16 protein-coding genes are annotated in these 17,971 nt (G+C 73.6%); 4 read left to right on the top strand and 12 right to left on the bottom strand.

The genetic code is table 11. From position 1 onward, the window contains the following. Positions 1-3: 3 nt before the first annotated feature. From ACFQH9_RS03535 to ACFQH9_RS03510, 6 genes are read right to left on the bottom strand one after another with little or no spacing between them, the layout of a single operon-like run. Positions 4-861, bottom strand: a complete 858-nt coding sequence (locus tag ACFQH9_RS03535; protein WP_379564121.1) for an ABC transporter ATP-binding protein — start codon at positions 859-861, stop codon at positions 4-6. Continuing rightward, the gene (locus tag ACFQH9_RS03530; RefSeq protein ID WP_379564119.1) at positions 854-1,672 is read right to left on the bottom strand and encodes an ABC transporter ATP-binding protein; all 819 of its coding nucleotides are present in this window, start codon (positions 1,670-1,672) and stop codon (positions 854-856) included. Before ACFQH9_RS03530 ends, ACFQH9_RS03535 begins: the two co-directional genes overlap by 8 nt. Then, positions 1,659-2,507 (bottom strand): ABC transporter permease, encoded by an 849-nt coding sequence (locus ACFQH9_RS03525; protein WP_379564116.1) that lies wholly within the window; start codon positions 2,505-2,507, stop codon positions 1,659-1,661. Before ACFQH9_RS03525 ends, ACFQH9_RS03530 begins: the two co-directional genes overlap by 14 nt. Beyond that, positions 2,507-3,550, bottom strand: a complete 1,044-nt coding sequence (locus tag ACFQH9_RS03520; protein ID WP_379564114.1) for an ABC transporter permease — start codon at positions 3,548-3,550, stop codon at positions 2,507-2,509. Before ACFQH9_RS03520 ends, ACFQH9_RS03525 begins: the two co-directional genes overlap by 1 nt. Beyond that, positions 3,547-5,079 carry an ABC transporter substrate-binding protein gene (locus ACFQH9_RS03515; RefSeq protein ID WP_379564112.1) on the bottom strand — a complete coding sequence of 511 codons (1,533 nt, stop codon included), beginning with the start codon at positions 5,077-5,079 and terminating at the stop codon, positions 3,547-3,549. The genes ACFQH9_RS03520 and ACFQH9_RS03515 overlap by 4 nt, the downstream gene beginning before the upstream one ends. Positions 5,080-5,097: 18 nt before the next feature. Next, positions 5,098-6,471, bottom strand: coding sequence for an LLM class flavin-dependent oxidoreductase (locus tag ACFQH9_RS03510; protein WP_379564110.1), 1,374 nt, complete (start codon positions 6,469-6,471; stop codon positions 5,098-5,100). Positions 6,472-6,897: 426 nt separating this feature from the next. Between ACFQH9_RS03510 and ACFQH9_RS03505 the strand changes: the two genes are divergently transcribed. Both ACFQH9_RS03505 and ACFQH9_RS03500 read left to right on the top strand, forming a co-directional pair. Then, positions 6,898-7,734, top strand: coding sequence for a LysR family transcriptional regulator (locus tag ACFQH9_RS03505; RefSeq protein WP_379564108.1), 837 nt, complete (start codon positions 6,898-6,900; stop codon positions 7,732-7,734). 188 nt (positions 7,735-7,922) lie between these two features. Further along, a complete protein-coding gene (locus ACFQH9_RS03500; RefSeq protein ID WP_379564106.1) occupies positions 7,923-8,477 on the top strand; it encodes a dihydrofolate reductase family protein in 555 nt (184 codons plus the stop codon). 14 nt (positions 8,478-8,491) lie between these two features. Here the strand turns inward: ACFQH9_RS03500 and ACFQH9_RS03495 are convergent, their stop codons facing one another. Together ACFQH9_RS03495 and ACFQH9_RS03490 are read right to left on the bottom strand one after the other, a co-directional pair. After that, the gene (locus ACFQH9_RS03495; protein WP_379564104.1) at positions 8,492-8,878 is read right to left on the bottom strand and encodes a VOC family protein; all 387 of its coding nucleotides are present in this window, start codon (positions 8,876-8,878) and stop codon (positions 8,492-8,494) included. 414 nt (positions 8,879-9,292) lie between these two features. Next, on the bottom strand, positions 9,293-9,652 hold the full coding sequence (locus ACFQH9_RS03490) for a carboxymuconolactone decarboxylase family protein (RefSeq protein WP_379564102.1): 360 nt from the start codon (positions 9,650-9,652) through the stop codon (positions 9,293-9,295). A 329-nt stretch (positions 9,653-9,981) separates the two neighbouring features. Here ACFQH9_RS03490 and ACFQH9_RS03485 point away from each other — a divergent pair, with 329 nt between their 5' ends. Further along, complete coding sequence (locus ACFQH9_RS03485) at positions 9,982-10,599, top strand: hypothetical protein (RefSeq protein ID WP_379564100.1); 618 nt, start codon at positions 9,982-9,984, stop codon at positions 10,597-10,599. On the opposite strand, the gene rox is transcribed toward ACFQH9_RS03485, so the two are convergent. Together rox and ACFQH9_RS03475 are read right to left on the bottom strand one after the other, a co-directional pair. Continuing rightward, entirely contained in the window at positions 10,520-12,058 is a 1,539-nt protein-coding gene (rox, locus tag ACFQH9_RS03480; protein WP_379564098.1) for a rifampin monooxygenase, read from the bottom strand. The two genes, ACFQH9_RS03485 and rox, sit on opposite strands and share 80 nt — an antisense overlap. Positions 12,059-12,246: 188 nt before the next feature. Then, positions 12,247-13,368, bottom strand: a complete 1,122-nt coding sequence (locus tag ACFQH9_RS03475; RefSeq protein ID WP_379564096.1) for an NAD(P)/FAD-dependent oxidoreductase — start codon at positions 13,366-13,368, stop codon at positions 12,247-12,249. Positions 13,369-13,535: 167 nt separating this feature from the next. Here ACFQH9_RS03475 and ACFQH9_RS03470 point away from each other — a divergent pair, with 167 nt between their 5' ends. Continuing rightward, complete coding sequence (locus tag ACFQH9_RS03470; RefSeq protein ID WP_379564094.1) at positions 13,536-14,846, top strand: acyl-CoA dehydrogenase family protein; 1,311 nt, start codon at positions 13,536-13,538, stop codon at positions 14,844-14,846. Between the two features lie 63 nt (positions 14,847-14,909). Here ACFQH9_RS03470 and ACFQH9_RS03465 read toward each other — a convergent pair whose 3' ends face one another. Then, positions 14,910-15,380, bottom strand: coding sequence for an amphi-Trp domain-containing protein (locus ACFQH9_RS03465; protein ID WP_379564092.1), 471 nt, complete (start codon positions 15,378-15,380; stop codon positions 14,910-14,912). A gap of 85 nt (positions 15,381-15,465) precedes the next feature. Next, positions 15,466-17,898 (bottom strand): HAD-IC family P-type ATPase, encoded by a 2,433-nt coding sequence (locus tag ACFQH9_RS03460; protein WP_379564090.1) that lies wholly within the window; start codon positions 17,896-17,898, stop codon positions 15,466-15,468. Positions 17,899-17,971: the final 73 nt, after the last annotated feature.

The raw sequence follows: 17,971 nt of genomic DNA, 5'->3' as shown, positions 1-17,971 counted from the left end.
CTCTCAGACGAGCTGGGCGCGCAGGGCGGCCCGGGCGGTGCGGTCGAGTCCGGCGCCGTCGAGCGTCGGGGCGGAGCCGACGAGCAGCCGGGTGTAGGGATGAGTGGGCTCGCCGATGACCTGCGCGGTGGGGCCCGCTTCCACGATCCGGCCGTGGTAGAGCACGGCGATCCGGTCCGTCACGCCGGCGACGGAGCCGAGGTCGTGGGAGATGAAGAGCTGCCCCACGCGGTGCCCGCCCACTCCGCCGGCTCCGTCGGCCTCCGGCCCCGGGCCGGAGTCCCGCAGCCGCAGGAGCAGTTCCAGGACCGCGGTGCGGCTGCTCGCGTCCAGCGCGCTGACCGGCTCGTCGCAGAGCAGCAGGCGCGGTTCGGTGATCAGCGCGCGGGCGATCGCGGCGCGTTGACGCTGGCCGCCGGACACCTCGGCGGGGCGCCGGGCCGCGAGTGCGGGATCGAGCCCGACCCGCACCAGCGCCTCGGCGACCCGGTCCGCGATCTGCGACGAGCCGCGCACCTCGAGGGCCTCTCCGACGGAGCGGCCGAGGGGCAGGTCGGGGTCCAGGCTCTGCAGCGGGTCCTGGAAGACGTACTGCACGGAGCCGGCGCGCCGGAACGCCCGCAGGGCCCCGCCGCGGAGGCCGCCGACGTCCGTCCCGGTGACCGAGACGGTGCCGCGGTCGATGCGGTTCAGCCCGAGCAGGCTGCGGGCCAGCGTGGTCTTCCCCGACCCGGTCTCGCCGATCAGCCCGAGGATCTCGCCTGGCCGCACGGTGAGATCGACCCCGTGCAGGATCTCCCGCCGGGCCCGCCCGCGGCCGAGGGACACGGCGAGATCGCGGACCTCCACCAGGTCAGACACGGTGGGCCTCCCGGACGTGCTCGATGCCGAAGCGGGCGTGCGCCTCGACGAGCGAGCGGGTGTACTCGTGCTGCGGCGCGCGCAGGACCTGCTCCGCGGCGCCGCGCTCGACGATCCGCCCGGAGCGCATGACCACGACCTCCTCGCACACCTGCGCGACCACGGCGAGGTCGTGGGACACGAGCACGAGCGCGAGCCCGTGCCGTTCCCGCAGGTCGGCGAGCAGGTCGAGCACCTCGGCCTGGACGGTGACGTCGAGTGCGGTGGTCGCCTCGTCGGCGATCAGCAGGTCCGGGTCCCGGCAGATCGCGATGGCGATCAGGACCCGCTGCAGCATGCCGCCGGACAGTTCGAACGGGTACTGCCCGGCGACCCGGGCGGGCTCGCGCAGCCCGACCTCGGTGAACAGCTCGAGGGCCCGGTCGCGGGCTTCCCGCTTGTGCAGCCCGCCGCGGACCCGCAGCACCTCGGCGAGCTGGCGCCCGACGGGGACGGACGGATCCAGGTAGGAGCCGGGGTCCTGGAAGACGGCGCCGATGCGGTCGGCGCGGTAGGGCAGCCAGCCCGTCGCATCCAGCTCGGTGAGCTCCACGCCGTCGAACCGGATCGAGGTGTCCGGGCCGGTGTGCAGCTCCGGCGGGAGGATGCCGAGCACGGAGCGGCAGGTCAGCGACTTGCCGCTGCCGGACTCCCCGACGATGCCCAGGGTGCCGCCGCGGGGCAGCGCGAGGTCGACGCCGGAGACCAGCGGCTCGTCGAGGTGCCCCGGACCGAGGCTGACGGCGAGGTTCCGGATCTCAAGCAGCGGCACGGGCCTTCTCCTTCCGCGACGTCCGCGGCGACACCCCGGTCACGTCCCGCAGGGTGTCGGCCAGCCCGTTGCACGCCCCGACGGTGAGGATCACCAGCAGGGCCGGCGCCAGCGGCGCGGTCGGCCGCTGGAACAGGTACTCCAGCGAGGTGGCCAGCATCCCGCCCCAGGTGGGTTCCGGCGGCCGGATCCCGATCCCCAGGAAGGTCAGCGAGGACACGATGACCAGGCTGCTGCCCAGCGTCGCCGCGGTGGTCACGGCGACGGCGGGCAGCACCTTGGGCCAGACGTGGCGGCGCAGCACGAACCAGGCGGGCGCACCGGCCAGCCGGGCGGCCTCGACGTACTGCGAGCCCACCACCGGGAACGCCGCGGCCCGGGTGACCCGGTAGAACGCCGGCGACACGAGGATCCCGACGGCGAGCATCGCCTGGGTCAGCCCGTTGCCCAGCAGCGCGGTCATGGCGACCGCGAAGACGAGGAACGGCAGCGTCACGAACGCATCCATGACCCGCAGCGTCGTCCACTCGAACGCACGGCCGAGGTAGACCGACAGCAGGCCGGGAACGGTACCGAGCACCAGCCCGACGACGACCGCCTCGAGCGCCGCGAGCAGGGACAGCCGCGACCCCGCGAGCAGCCGGGACAGCTCGTCGCGCCCGAGGTTGTCGGTGCCGAGCAGGTGCTGCGGGGAGGGCCCCTGCAGCAGAGCGCCCTGGTTCTGCTGCAGCGGGTCGTGCGGGGCGAGCAGCGGGCCGAACACCGCGAGGAGGGCCACGAGCACCAGGAACGTCACGGACACGGCGCCGATGCGGTGGCGCAACACGGCCTTCATCACGACCCCCGCTGGGCGGCCGGGCGCAGCCGGACCAGCGCGGCATTGACCAGCAGGTTGAACAGCAGCACGACGACGATCGCCACGACCAGCGTGCCCTGCACGACCGGCACGTCCCCACGGACGGCCCCGTCCGCGGCGAACCGGCCGAACCCGGCCATCCCGAAGATGCTCTCGGTGACCACGGCCCCGCCGATCAGCATCGGCACGCGCAGACCGAGGACGGACAGGGCGGGCCCGGAGCCGTTGCGCAGCACGTGACGCAGCAGGATGCGCCGCGGCGGGAGGCCGCGGACGACCAGCCCGACGACGTAGTTCTCCCGCTGTGCGGCCACCAGCCCCGTGCGGAGCTGGCGGGCGATGTCGGACACCGCGTCCAGCGAGAGCGCGATCGCGGGCAGCGTGATCAGGGTGAGCCACGCGCTCGGGTCCTCGGTCGGCGAGACGTAGCCCGCCGAGGGGAACAGCGGGAAGAACACGCAGAACACCACGATCAACCCGATCGACACGACGAAAGGGGGCAGGGTGGAGATCAGCGTGCAGAAGGCCGTCACGGCCCGGTCTGCCCAGCTGCCCTGGCGCACCGCGGCGAGCACGCCCAGAGCGGTGCCGACGACGACTCCGATGAGCAGCGAGAACCCGGCGACCGACAGGGAGACCTCGAGCCGCTGGCCGATCTGCTCGGCCACGCCGACGCCGTTGAGCCAGGAGGTGCCGAGGTCGCCGCGGACGACGTGGCCGAGCCAGTCGACGTACTGCACCAGCACCGGCCGGTCGAGGCCCAGCTGCGCGTTCACCCGGGCCACGTCCTCGGGGGTCGCGGCGTCCCCGAGCAGCCGCCCTGCCGGGCTCAGCCCGCTGAACGCGCCGAGCAGGAAGGTCACCAGGGTGGCGAGCAGGAACACCGGGACGGTCACGGCCAGTGTCCGGCCGAGCCAGGCGAGGAGCGCGAGACCCGGGCGCCGGCGGGCCGGTGGCTGCGGCGCGACCGGGGTCGTGAGGGTCGGCCCGGCGGTGAGCGGTTCGGTCAGCTGAGCCGTCATGCCCGGCTCCCGGGCGCGGCCACCGTCACGCCCTCCCAGCGGTACTGCGAGAGGAAGTGCGGCAGGGGCGAGACGCGCGGGTTGCGCACGGCGATGCGGGGGCTGGTGCCCAGCGAGAAGCTGGGGGACATCTCGACGCCGAGCTCGACGGCGTGCTGCAGGACCTGCGGGTAGCGCGGGTCGTCCAGCGGGGTGCGGCGTACCTCGTCGAGCGCGGCGAGGAACTCCGGGGACGCCTCCTTGGAGGTGTTCATCAGCCCCTGCGGCCCGTAGACCACCCCGAGGTTCTGCACCGGCGACTCGCGGCCGACGGTGCCGTCGAGAGCGAACTGCGCCCTGCGTCCCAGGTAGACCTCCTGCTGCCAGGTGGACGATCCCGGCGGAACGACCTTGATCGTGGCGTTCACCCCGACCGCCTGGAGCTGCTGCTGCACCAGCTCGGCCGTGGACTGGGCGACGGAGTTCACGGTGACGGTGAGGGAGAGGCTGCCGGGTGCGTACCCGGCCGCCGCGAGCATCGACTTCGCCTTCGCCGGGTCGTAGGCGTACGCCTGGTCCAGGGCCGGGTTGTAGGCGACGTAGCCCTGTGGGAACGGCTGGTAGGTCACGTTCCCGATGCCCCCGTTGGTGACGTCGATGATCGCCTGCCGGTCGACGGCGTACTTGAGGGCGTCGACGACGCGGCGGTCGGTCAGCGGTGCCAGCCCGGAGTGCACGTCGACCTGGTTGACGGTGAACGAGTCGACGACGTCGACCTCCAGGCCGGCCGCCTTGGCCTGTTCGACCTGCCGGCCGGTGATCGTCGCGACGTCGAGCGCGCCGGACTGCACCGCGGCGATGACGGAGGTCGGGTCGGTCCCGGCGGTGAGCTCGAGTCGCTCGATCTTCACGTCGGCCGCGTCCCAGTAGTCGGGGTTCTTGACCAGGGTGGCCTTGGACTCGGGGACGAAGCTCTCGAACTTGAACGGGCCGGCTCCGACCGGTGCGGTCGGGATCGCGCCGGGATCCTTCGTGAACGCGGCCGGGCTGACGATCGCGCCGGTCTTGCCCGCCAACAGGTTCGGGACCTGGTAGTCCGGCGCGGCGAGGTGCAGCGTGACGTGCGTCGGATCGTCGGCGGTGACGTCGGAGATCGTCGCCAGCTGGTCCTTGAGCAGCGAGTTCTCCTGCGTCTTGCCGCGGAGCAGGCTCTGCCGCACGGCGTCGGCGTCGAGCGGGGTGCCGTCGGTGAACGTCAGCCCGGGCCGCAGCACGAACGTCACCGCGGTGCCGTCCGCGTTGTAGGTCCAGGACTCGGCCAGGCCGGGCCCGGCCGTCCCCTTCTCGTCGAGCTGCGTGAGCGACGCGTAGACGAGGCTGATCGTGTTGATGTCGTTGCCCGTGCTGGACGTGACCGGGTCCCAGCTGGTGGGGAGGTTGAAGCCCCACTTGAGGGTCTGCGAGGTGGCGCCGGCGTTGGCCCCCGCACAGCCGGCCAGGGTGACGACCAGGACGGCGACGGCGGCGGCGAGCCGGATGAGGCGGGACATGGGTGTGGGTCTCCGGGATCAGGCGGGGACGCGAACGGAGGCCCGCTCGCGCGCTGTGACGTCTGCGCGCTCTCGCGCGACGGCATGGGTGTTGCGGGGGATCGGCAACCCGAGGTTGCCGCGCAGGGTGGTGGCCTCGTACGAGGACCGGACCACCCCGCGGTCCCGCAGGATCGGCAGGACCTCGTCGGTGAAGCGGGCGAACTCGCTCGGCACGGTCACGTGGACGTTCAGCCCGTCCAGCGCGCCGGCCTCGAACCACTCCTGGATCCGGTCCGCCACGGTCACCGGGGACCCGACGAACGGCGCCGGTGTCGAGGTGCTGAACCGGTGCACGGTCTCGCGCAGGGTGAGGCCCTCCGCGCGCGCGACCTGCTTGATCCGGTCCGCCTGCGTCCGGAAGCTGTCGTTGCCGAGGTCGCCGAGCTCCGGGAACGGGGCGTCGAGGTCGTAGCGGCTGAAGTCGTGCCAGCCGAACGGGCGGCCGAACTGCGCCAGGGTCTTCGCGAAGTCCTTGTTCAGCCGGGTGTCCTGCTCGATCGCCCGGGCCTCGGCGTCGGTGTCCGCGATGACCGGGGTGATCCCCGGCATGATCACGATCTCGTCGGGGTTGCGGCCCTTGGCCCGCGCCCGGCTGCGGATGTCCCGGGCGAACGCCACGCCCTGCTCGATCGTCGCGGAGTGGGTGAAGATCCCTTCGCCGACGGTCGCCCCGAGGTCGCGGCCCTCGTCGGAGTCACCGGCCTGGAAGATCACCGGCTGGCCCTGCGGGGACCGGACGATGTTCAGCGGGCCGCGGACGTGGAAGTGCTCGCCCACGTGGTCGAGGCGGTGCTGGCGCGTCGGGTCGAGGAAGACGCCGGTCTCCCGGTCGCGGGGGAACGCGTCCTCCTCGTAGGAGTTCCACAAGCCCTGGCAGACCTGCACGGACTCCAGCGCGCGGCCGTACCGGGACGGGTAGTCGTAGTGCTCGTCCCGGCTGTAGTTGGCCGCGGTGCCGCCGTCCCCGGTGGCGACGACGTTCCACCCCGCCCGGCCGCCGCTGATGAGGTCCAGCGAGGCGAGCCGCCGCGCGAGGTTGAACGGGGTGTTGTAGCTGGTGGTGAGGGTGCCGACCAGCCCGATGTGGGTGGTGGACACCGCGACCGCGGACAGCAGGGTCAGCGGCTCGAGCCGGTTCAGGTAGTGGGGCGGCGAATCGGGCGTGATGAACTGGCTGTCCACGATGAAGACCAGGTCGAACAACGCGTCCTCGGCCTGCCGGGCACGGGCGGTGTACCAGCGGATGTCCACGCTGGCGTCACCGGGGATCTCGGGATGGCGCCAGACGTCGTGCTGGCCGGGGCCACCGACGCCCATCAGCACGGCGCCGAGCTTCAACTGTCGACCCATGGGTCGGTCCTCTCACGGGGTGGAGCGCGCACGGCCGACCGCGTCCTCGTGAGGCGGGGACGACGGGGTGACGGGCGCGCGGATTTCTCGAGGCCGTCCGCCGCGGAACACGGCGGGGCCGACGGGGTGGAACAGGTCTGCGATCAGGCGCAGGGATCAGACACGGCGCGGCCCGCGACGACACGTCGCGGTCGAGGTGCGGCCGAGATCGACCGCGAGCCGGCGCGTCAGCCGGGGGGCCGCGACACGGAAGGTCATCACGACGGCAGGGACGCCACCCACGCGGGGGTGCGCCACGCGCTGCTCGTCGCTCGTCACGTCCAGAATCGTGACACTCCGCCGCGCGGAACGTCCAACTCGGGAATCCGATCACAGTCGATAGGCAAGCTCTATCGGTCGTGCTGCACTGGCGCAGTGACTCATGCCGTGACCGCCCCGAACCGGACGCTCGACGTCGTCGCGCTGCGGAGCTTCGTCGCGGTCTGCGACCACGGTGGGTTCCACCGCGCCGCCGAGGTGCTGCACGTCAGCCAGCCGACCGTGAGCCACCACGTCCGGCGGTTGGAGGCCGCCTGTGGCCAGTCCTTGTTCCGCAAAGTGGGACGCGCATCGCGGCTCACCGCCGCCGGAGAGGTGCTGCTGCCCGAGGCGCGCCGGATGCTCGCGCTGCACGACCAGGTGCTCGCCCGGCTCTCGGCCCCGGCCCCGGCGTCGCTGACCCTCGGCTCCACCGAGCACGCCGCGGACCTGCTGCTCCCGCGCCTGACCGGGGTGCTCGGGGGCAACGTGCGCTACCGCCTCGATCGCGGGGTGAACCTGCGCGCCGCGCTGGACCGCGGTGACCTGGACCTGGCGCTGGTGATGGGCGAGGCCGTCGACGACCGGTCCGCCGACGCGGGCGAGCTCGAGCTGCACTGGTTCGCCGCGCCCGGGTGGCGGCCACCGGAGGGTCCGCTCCCGCTCGTCGCGCTCGACGAGCCCTGCGCCGTGCGCGACCGTGCCCTGACCACCCTCGCCGCGGCGGCGCGCCCGGTCACCGTGGCCTGCGAGGCGGCCTACCTCGCCGGGGTGCTCGCGGCCGCTCGGGCGGGGCTGGGGGTCGCCCTGCTGGCGACGATGGACAGCATCCCCGAGGGCCTGGTCCGCCGCGACGACCTGCCGCCCGTCCCCGCCCTGCCGATGTCCGTGCGCTGCCGGGTCGGGATGCCGGCCGAGACGCTCGCGGGCGTGGCCGCCGCCGTCGGGACCGCACTGATCGATTGACCGGTCCTTTCGATCGGCCGGCGAATGTCCGGACAACGGCCGCGGCTCGGTCTGTCGACGTAGAAGCCCCGGCACGCCCGGGGTGCGCAAGGGCCGGACCGGCGACCCCGGGAGACCGGACGTCGATCTCGGTGCTCGTCCAGGCTCGCCGACGATGAGTTCGGGTGCGCCGGGCGGTCTACCGGCCCATGGGAACTCTGAGCTACTCGATGAGCATCTCCCTCGACGGCTACATCGAGGACCCGGCCGGCGGCATCGCCTTCTCGGAGCCGGACGAGGAGGTGCACCGCTTCGCCAACCAGGAGACCCGCGAGACGGCGGCGTTCCTGTTCGGCCGCGGCCTCTACGAGGTCATGGAGGAGTTCTGGACGGCGCCGGAGCGGGCCGACGGGCCCGAGACGGAGGCGGAGTTCGCGGAGCTGTACGCCGCGACGCCGCGGATCGTGTTCTCCGACTCGCTGGCCTCGGTCGCGCCCGGGTGCCGGCTGGTGCGCCGCGCCGACGCGATCGAGGAGGTGGTCCGGCTCAAGAAGGAGACCGACGGTGCCCTGGCCGTCGGCGGCGCCGGTCTGGCCGCGTCGCTGCTGGACCTGATCGACGAGTTCCGCCCGCGGGTGGTGCCGGCCTTCACCGGCGGCGGCAAGCCCTACGTCCCGCTCGGCGTCGACCTGCGGCTGCGGCTGGTCGAGCAGCGCGCCTTCCGCGGCGGCACCGTGTACCTGCGCTACGAGAGGATCGCTTGACGCAGCACGGGTGCTCAGCCGCCACTGCCGTAGGGGCGCGTCAGGATCTCCAGGTAGTGGCCGTCCGGGCTGGCGAAGTACAGACCCCGACCACCGTCCCTGGTGTTGATCTCGCCTTCCCGGTGCGGCGGGTGCGGCTCGGCCCAGTACCGGATGCCCTGGTCGGTGATCCGGGCGAGGATCTGGTCGAACTCGGCTTCGGTGACGAGGAAGGCGTAGTGCTGGGGATGGACGTCCTCGTCCGTGCTGGCGAAGTCGAGGCTCAGTCCGTGGGCCAATGTCACCACCTGGAACGGCCCGAACGGCTGTGGCTCGGGCAGGCCGAGCAGCTCTGCCAGGAACTCCGCCCCGGCCACCTTGTCCTTGCTCGCGACGATCGTGTGGTTCAGCTCGACGGCCATGATCCTTGTCCCCTCGTCGGTCCGCGCCGGTCGGAGGCCGCCGGCAGCGGCTCGGTGGCGCCGGCCGCCGGCGATCTGGCGACAACGCTAGAACCTCGACCGTGGTTCAGCTCAAGTCCTTTGCGGGATGCCTCGTGTCCTCGAGCCGGGACCACGGACGTGGGCCTTCGGCCCCCGGTCTCAGGGCTTTGGGCCCGGGAAGGGGCCGCCCCGCCGCTGGATGCTTGGGTGGTCCGGGTCGGACCTCGACGGCGACCGGAACACTTCACCGCTCGTCGGCTGGGGAGCACGCGAGCGGTCACCGCGTGGGGCCGGAGTCTTCTCCGGCCCCACGCGGCGTTCTCACGCACCCACAGCCGTGGCGGAAGGGACCCGCCGACCTCGATCACGGAGGCGTCGCACAGCGTGCAGTCCTCACGAGGTCGACGCCGCGGCGAACTCGCGGAAGGCGTCGAAGGCGCGCGGGGCGTAGACCGTTCCCGGCCCGCCGTTCATGAGGATCGCGACGCCGAGCGCCTCGGCGACCTGGGCCTCGCTCGCGCCCTGGGCGGCCGCGCCCTGCGCGTGCGAGGCGATGCAGCCGTCGCACTCCCGGGTCACCGCGATCGCGAGCGCGATGAGCTCCTTCGTGCGCCGGTCGAGAGCGCCCTCGGCCAGCGCGGCCTCGTGCAACCCGGCGTAGCCGCGGTAGACCGCCGGAATCGCCCGGCGCAGCTCCCGACCGAGCTCGCGCAGGTCGTCCCGCACCGCCGCTCCGTGCTCGTGGTGTCCCATTCCGACCTCCGCGTCCTCGGCGGGACCTGCTTCCGACAGGTCGAGTCTCGTCCGGCGCTCCGCCGCGCCACCCCGGTCGGAGGGACGGGACACAGGGCGTCGTTCGACCCGCGTCCCGCGCGCCGGACGCTCGGCCCGGCGTGCCGAACAGCCACATCCCTCGCCGTCGGACGCATCTCGAGGGAGATCGCGGACACGGACGACCCGCGCCCCGCCCTGCGCCGACGGGAACCGCCGTGGCCGGGAGCCCGAGCAGGGCTCGGCTTCCGGCGGGGTCCCGGCTCTCCCGGCGCGACGATCCGGCCTGTCCGACCGGCTAGTGTCGGATCATGAGGCTCTGGCGTCGCCGACCGCGCGAGGTCACCCTGTACCTGCCGATGCGGCGGATCGAGCACCTGTTCGAGGCTCCGCGGCTCGACCCCTTCGCCCCGGAGCTGGAGGGCTACGACCCGCGACCCGGCCTCGAGGTGATGGTGCGGGCGGTTCAGCGCGCCGCGCGGAGGGCCACGCTGCGGGTGACCGTCGGGTTGCCGGGCGAGGTCCTCACGCCCGGCCTCGAGGGACATGTCCGGGCCGCCCTGGCCCGGGAGTGCCGCCGCCGGATCGCCGTACTGGACGACGACCTCGACGGCGTCCGGCGGCTCGGGATCCGCACGCTCCTGTGGGGGCTGTTCGCCGTGCTGTTCATCAACGGCTCGGTCGGCGTCCTCGGGACGACGGAACCGGGCTCGATCGAGGACGCCCTGTCGACCGGGCTGCAGACGGTCGCCTGGGTGGTCCTGTGGGTACCGATCAACCTGCTGATCTACGACCTGTGGTACTACCGCCGGGATCGGCGCGCCTACCGCACGCTGCGGGATCTCGCCGTCAGGGTGGTTCCCCTCCGTCCCGCGGAGGCCGGCACGGGCTCCGGCCCGCACGGGCGAGACGACGAGCGTCCGAAGTGAGAGCGTCGGTCCGACTGCAGGGGCCGTTGCGGGGTGGGGTGGCGGCCGCGCCGAACCACCGGGGGAGGTGGGTCAGCAGGTCCTGCTGGTCCTCGCCGACCCACGCGACGTGGCCGTCCGGGCGCAGCAGGGCCGCGGGCACGTCCAGTTCCTCGCCGACGTCGACGACGTGGTCGACCCGGTCCGCCCAGCCCGCGACCGAGAGCAGGCCGGTCCGGTCGATCAGCAACCCGCGGCCGCCGTGCATCAGCTCGTAGAGGCGGCTCTTCTCCAGCTGCACGTCCCGCATCCGGCGGCCGACCAGGTCGTGGTCCCCGCCGAGGTCGTACCGGACCGCGATCGCCGTGATCTTCTCGATCAGGTGGCGGTTCACCTCCTCGAAGGTCATCAGCTCGGCCATCAGCCGGCGCACGGCGCGGGGGCCCGGCTCTGTGGACATCAGCTCCATCTGCGCGCGGGTGGTGTCCAGCACGTCCGCGGCCACCGGGTGGCGTTCGGCCTCGTAGGTGTCGAGCAGGCCCTCCGGCGCCCAGCCGGCGATCTCCGCGGCGAGCTTCCAGCCGAGGTTGAACGCGTCCTGGATGCCGAGGTTGAGGCCCTGCCCGCCGGTCGGCGGGTGGACGTGCGCGGCGTCGCCGGCCAGGAACACGCGCTCGGCCCGGTAGCGCTCGGCCTGGCGCGTGGCGTTGCCGAAGCGGGACAGCCAGCGCGGGGAGTGCACGCCGAAGTCGGTGCCGGCGACCGCCCGCAGCTGCGCCCGGAACTCCTCGAGGGTCGGTGGGACCGAGCGGTCCTCGGTGACCCCCGCGGCGGGGACGACCACCCGGTAGGCCCCGTCGCCGACGGGCCCCAGGCCGAACCGCTGCTGCGTGCGGCGGACCTCCGCCACCACGGCGGCCACCGTCTCCGCCGGCGCGGCCACCTCCATCTCGCCCAGCAGCGTCTCGACCGTGGTGGGCTCGCCGGGGAAGCCGATGCCGAGCAGCGTGCGCACCGTGCTGCGGCCGCCGTCGCAGCCGACGAGGAAGCGCGCGCGCAGCGTGGTGCCGTCGGCCAGCTCGGCGGTCACGCCGTCCGCGTCCTGGCCCAGCCCGACGAGCGCGCGGCCGCGCCGGATCTCGGCGCCGACCTCGGCGGCGTGCTCCTCCAGCAGCCGGTCCGTGGTCGTCTGCGGAACGCCGAGGACGTAGCCGTGGGCGCTGTCGAGCCGGGGCCAGGGCACCGGGATGCCGGCGAAGAAGCCGCCGACCTCGTGGCGCTGGCCGTGCGCGAGGAACCGTTCGAGCAGGCCACGCTGGGCCATCACCTCGATGCTGCGCACGTGCAGCCCGAGCGAGCGGACGAACGGCGCGGGCCGTGCCTCCTTCTCCAGCACCAGCACGTGCACGCCGTGCAGGCGCAGCTCGGCCGCCAGCATCATGCCGGTCGGCCCGCCGCCCACGACGATCACGTCGATCACGTCGACTCCCCCCGCGCGGTTCCGGGTACCGCGAGACCCCATCAGGGACACGTCCGCCGCCGGTCCCTCGTTTCCGCAGCTCCCGGCGCCGACCGACGATTCTGCGGCGTGACCCGGGCCTTGCCGCAAGGCCCTCGGTGCGCTGTACGGTGAGAGTGGCGGGAAGCCTCGCCACCCCTGCCGGTCGGTCAGGAGAAGCGTTCCGGGCGGAAGCTCGCGAGGAGCTCGGACCGGTTCCCGGTCCTCATCTCGTCCCCCAGCAGCTCGCCGACGACCAGGGCGAGCGTGGCCCCGCTGTGCGTGAACGCGACCGTGAGGCCCGGCACGGCGGCGAGCTCGCCCAGGACCGGGCGGCCGTCCCCGGGAACGGGTTTGGGGCCGACGTGGACCCGGCGCGCCGTCAGCGCGGGCCGGCCCGCGAGCACCGCGCCCGCCCTGTCCAGGAGGTCCGCGACGACGTCGTCGGCGACCTCGTGGCCCGATCCGGTGTCCCGGACGTGCTCGGTCGGCCAGTCGGCGTCGACGGCGAGCCCGCCGTCCGGCGCGGGCCGGAGCGACACGCCGGGCACGTTCAGCACCGCCCGGAGAGGCGTGTCGACGGGCTCGGTCCGGACGAGCACTGCGAGCGGGCTCCGTTCCGGGATCCGGACACCGAGCTCGGCGAGCGCGCCGGGGACGGCGGCGCCGGTGGCCAGCAGGACGCCGTCGGCGGCGAAGCGCTGCCCGTCGGCGGTCACCGCCCCGGTCGCCCGTCCCTCGCGGACATCGACACGGACCGGTCCGCACCCGGTGCGCACCTCGCCGCCCGCCGCGACCACCTGCCGGGCCAGGAGGCCGGCGAGGCTCGGCAGGTCGACCCAGCCCTCGTCCGGGTTGAGGAGGGCTCCCGCCTCCGGCACGGCCGCCGGCTCGACGCCGGGCACGAGCCGGGCCACCTCGTCGCGGCCGATCCGGCGGACGGGATAGCCGACCGACCGCTGATGGTCGAGAACGGCCTGCAGGTCGGCCTCCTGCCCGGGTGAGCGCCAGGTGAGGCCGCCGCCGAAGACGAGCCACCGGCCGGCCGCGCCGCCCTCCTCGGCGAGGAGGTCCCGGTAGCGGTCGACGCCCCGCATCCGGAGCGCGTGGTAGCCGGCGTCCCGGATGGCGGCCGAGTTGAGCCAGGACAGCGACCGCCCGGAGGCCCCGTCGGCGAGCGGCCCCTCGGTCAGGAGCGTGACCCGCGCGCCCGTCGCGGCCAGCCGGCGGGCGGTCGAGAGCCCGAGCACACCGCCGCCGATCACCACGAAGGTCCGGTGGCCGTCGGACATGTCCCCTCCTCGCCGTGCAGGCCCGCAACACCTCGGGAGTCACCGCGCGAGGGGCTTTCGAACCTAGGGACACGGAGATCCGCGGCGTAGCGTCGTCCGCCCTCTCCGCTCGCGGAGCAGGCGATCACCACCAGTACCGAGCACGGCCGATGCCATCCGGAGTTCCGATGACCATCAACTTCACGATGTCCGACGACCAGAAGAAGCTGCAGCACGAGGTCCGTGCGTTCGCCGAGAACGTCCTCAAGCCGATCGTCGCCGAGGCCGACGCGGAGCCGGACCCGCTCAAGGGCTTCCAGATGACCAAGCCGGCCTACGTCGAGGCGTACAAGGCCGGGATCGCGATGTGCATGCTGCCGAGGCAGTACGGCGGGGGCGGGGTGTCGTGCGTCGACCTGACGGTCGCGGCGGAGGAGCTCTGCGTCGTCGACCCGGGCTTCGCCTGCACGGTCCTGTGCAACGGTCTCGGCCTGATGCCGATCGCCTGGTACGGCACCGAGGAGCAGAAGGAGAGGTTCCTGCGGGCCGCGACCTCGGACCCGACGGGGGAGTACCTGGGCGGGTGGACCGCGAGCGAGCCGCCGGGCAACCCGTCCGGCACGGCGAACTTCGACATCCCGCTGCCGCGCCCGGCCGGGGTCGGGGTGACGGCCGTCCGCGACGGCGACGAGTTCGTCGTCAACGGCCGCAAGTACTGGCCGTCGTCGGCGGGGTGGGACGAGCGTGGTGTCAACGCCGGCACGATGATCGTCCGCACCGACCCCGACAAGGGTGGCACGCAGGGGCTCTCGGCCCTGGTCCTCGAGCGGGACACGCCCGGCGTCACCTACCGGACCCTCGACAAGACCGGCCACCGCCTCGCCTCGAACGCGGAGATCGTCTTCGAGGATGCGCGCATCCCGGTCGCGAACCTGCTGCCCGGCGCGGAGGGCAACGGCGACCTGGTCATCAACCGCAACTTCGCCTGGTCCGGCCCGATCGCGGCGATCGCGGCGGTCGGCATGGCCCGCGCCGCCTACGAGATGGCGCTCGACTTCGCCCGCAACAACACCGCCGGTGCACTGAAGCCGATCATCGGCTTCCAGAACGTCGGCTACGTCCTCGGCGACGTCGCGGGGAAGATCGAGATGGGCCGGTACTTCTCCTGGCGGGCGGCCGACTACCTCGACAAGCACGACCAGCACGCCGAGCTGGTCGGGGCGATGAACAAGATCCAGGTCACCGAGCTGATGTTCGACTGCGTGTACAAGTGCATGCAGATCGTGGGGGTGAACAGCCTGGAGCGGGCCAGCGGCTTCGGCAAGCTCCTCCGGGAGGCGTCGGTGCTGCCCATCTACGACGGCGGCAACATGGGGATGCAGCGCCGTCGCGTCCACGGCATCCTCGCCGACCCGCTGTTCAACCCGCGGGCGATCATGGAGGACGAGTACGTGAAGTTCGAGAAGCACCACGAGGAGATCGACACCGTCGTCGTCTGACCTCCGCGGGACGCCCGCTGATCGCCCTGTCCCGGCCGGCCGCGCGGCCGGCCGGGACAGGGGTCAGCGGGCCCCGGCCTTCCGCCGGGGGGACGAGCGCCGGGCGGGCTCGGGTTCGGACCCGGCGCTCTCGGATCCGGTGCGCTCGGGCCCGGTGCGCTCGGGTTCGGTGCGCTCGGGCTCGGCGGGCTCGGGTTCGGAGGCGTCGGACCGGGCGGCGTCCGGCGAGGGCTCGGCCCCGTCGCCGTCCTGCCGGCGGCCCCCGTTCTCCTCGCCGGGCGCCTCCGGGCGGCCGAGGCGCGCCCGTTCGCGGGTCGACCAGCGGAGCTCGACCTCGAACTCCACCTCGTCGCCGTCGATCTCCACCTCGACCTTGCACCGGACCTCGTCCGGTACCCGCACCGTCATGCGCGTGTGCCCGAGCGTGAGCTCGACCTTGCCCGCGTCGCCGAGCGCCGCAGCGAGCGCGGACAGCGTGCGGGCGGTCTCCTTGCGCGTCACCGGCTCCGCGTAGGTGACCTCGACGTCGGACATCGCCTTCTCCCCTCGCGGACGCGGCTCCCGGGCAGGCCCCCGGTGCCGTCTGCGTGGAGTGTCGGGAGCGGGGGCCCGGAGCTCGTCATCCGTTCCGGGTGGTCGCGCCGAGCGGCTCGACGGCGGCGGACCGGGTCCGGACGACGCGCCCGACGAGCTCGATGAGCAGGCCCGCGACGGCGCCGAGGCCCACCCCGACGCCCACCCGCAGCCACGTGACGTCCATCAGGAACACCGTGTGCGACAGGGCGGGCACCGCCAGGATCACCACGACGACCAGGGCGAGCCCGCCGACCAGACCGACCTTCCAGAGCGTGAGGGGCCGGGCGAACAGGGTGAGCGCCCACAGCGAGGCGACCAGCACCGTCACGGTCGCCACGGTCTGCCCGGCCACCAGCCCGCCCGCGGGCTCGAGCCAACGGACGGTGCGGTCGCCGGAGTAGGCCGCCGTCCCGATCACCACGCCGATCGGGATCGCCGACCACAGCACCCGGTGCAGGAACCCCGGGACGTAGCGCCGCCGGTTGGGGGCGAGCGCGAGGACGAAGCCGGGGATGCCGATCGTGACGGCCGAGATCAGCGTGAGCTGGATGGGCGCGAGCGGGTAGGCCGCCGCGGTGGCGATGACGACCAGCGCCATGAGCAGCGAGTAGACGTTCTTGACCAGGAACAGGTTCGCCGCGCGCTCGATGTTCGCCATCACCCGCCTGCCCTCGGCGACGACCGCCGGCAGGTGCGCGAACCGGCCGTCGAGCAGCACGAGCTGCGCGACCGCCCGGGTGGCGGCCGCGCCGTTGCCCATCGCCACCCCGATGTCGGCGTCCTTGAGGGCCATCGCGTCGTTGACCCCGTCGCCGGTCATCGCGACGACGTGGCCGCGGCGCTGCAGCGCCCCGACGATCGCCCGCTTCTGCTGGGGCGTGACCCGGCCGTAGACGGGGTTCTCCTCGAGGACGTCGGCGAGCGCGTCGGGGTCCTCGGGCAGGGTCCGGGCGTCGACGGCATCCCCCGCGGCGGTGATGCCGGGCAGGCCGACCGCGGTGGCCACCGCGCCGACGGTGCGCGGGTTGTCGCCCGAGATCACCCGCAGGGACACGCCCTGCTCGACGAAGAAGCGCAGGGTGTCGGCGGCGTCCTCGCGGATCCGCTCGGCGAGCACGACGAGCGCCCGCGCCTCGAGCGCCGCCGGGAGCAGGTGCCCGTCGGGCGGGGACCCGGCGTGCGCGAGGACGAGCACGCGCCGCCCCTCCTCCGCGGTCTTCGCGGCGATCGCCAGCAGGTCCACGGACCCGGGGTCGCCGGGCTCCGGGAGGACCATCTCGGGTGCGCCGAGCACCCAGGTGCCGTGCTCGCCGGCGGTGACCGCCGACCATTTGCGGTCCGAGGAGAAGGGGACGCCCGTCGTCGCGGTCCAGGAGCTCGCGGTGAACACGGTGGCGAGCGCGGCCGCGGTCGCGTTGGTGCCCGGTTCCGCGCAGCCCAGGGCGAGCGCCTCGCGCACCTCGGCCTCGGCGAGCGCGTCGGCCGCGGCCGGGAGGACGAGCCGGTCGAACACGATGTCGCCGTGGGTGAGCGTGCCGGTCTTGTCGAGGCACACGACGTCGACGCGGGCCAGCACCTCCACCGCCGGCAGCTCCTGCACGAGGGTCTGCTTCCGGGCGAGAGCCACCGCCGCGAGCATGAACGCGAGGCTGGTCAGCAGCACCAGGCCCTCGGGCACCATGCCGACCAGGGCGGCGACGGTCCCGGTCACGGCGTCCTGCCAGGTGTCGGCGTCGCTCGTCCGGAACTGGCTCCACACCAGCAGCGGCGCGACGACGAGCATCATCACCGAGATCCACCGCAGCAGCGTGTTCGTCCCGGAGACCAGCTCGCTGGGGGCCCGCGTGAACTTCTTCGCCTCCGCGGTGAGCCGGCTGGCGTAGGCCTCGGCGCCGACGGCGGTGGCCCGGAACCGGCCCTGCCCGGCGACCACGACGGACCCGGAGCGGACCTGGTCGCCGGGGACCTTCGCGACCGGGTCGGACTCGCCGGTCAGCAGTGACTCGTCGACCTCCAGCCCGGCCGAGGCCGTGACCGTGCCGTCGGCGGGCACCTGGTCGCCGGAGCGCAGCTCGAGCAGCTCGTCGGCGACGACGTCCGCCACCTCGATCTCGGCCACCTCGCCGTCGCGGACCACGCGCGCGTGCGGCGCGTTGAGCACGGCGAGCCGGTCCAGCGTGCGCTTGGCGCGCACCTCCTGGACGACGCCGATCGCGGTGTTCGCCACGATGACCAGCCCGAACAGGCCGTTCTGCCAGCGCCCGGTGGCGGCGATGACGAGGAAGAGCGCGAACAGCAGGCCGTTGAACGGCGTGACGACGTTCGCCCGCACGATCTGGCCGACGCTGCGGCTGGTCCGGTCGTCGACCGCGTTGGTGCGCCCGGCGGCGATCCGCTCCGCGACCTCCGCGGCGGTCAGGCCGCGCTCGCCCAGGGGGGCCTCTACGACCGTGCCGCGACCGATCAGGTCCTCCACGCGTCCCCCCGCCCTCGCGTCGGCGTCCTGGCCGTCCTCGCAGCGCACGAGGGCGGCGTTACGCCGAGCCGAC

The sequence above is a fragment of the Pseudonocardia lutea genome (genome assembly GCF_042658055.1).
GTDB lineage: Bacteria > Actinomycetota > Actinomycetes > Mycobacteriales > Pseudonocardiaceae > Pseudonocardia > Pseudonocardia lutea.
Note: the sequence above shows the minus strand (reverse complement) of the source record. Positions and strands in the feature narration are given on the sequence as shown.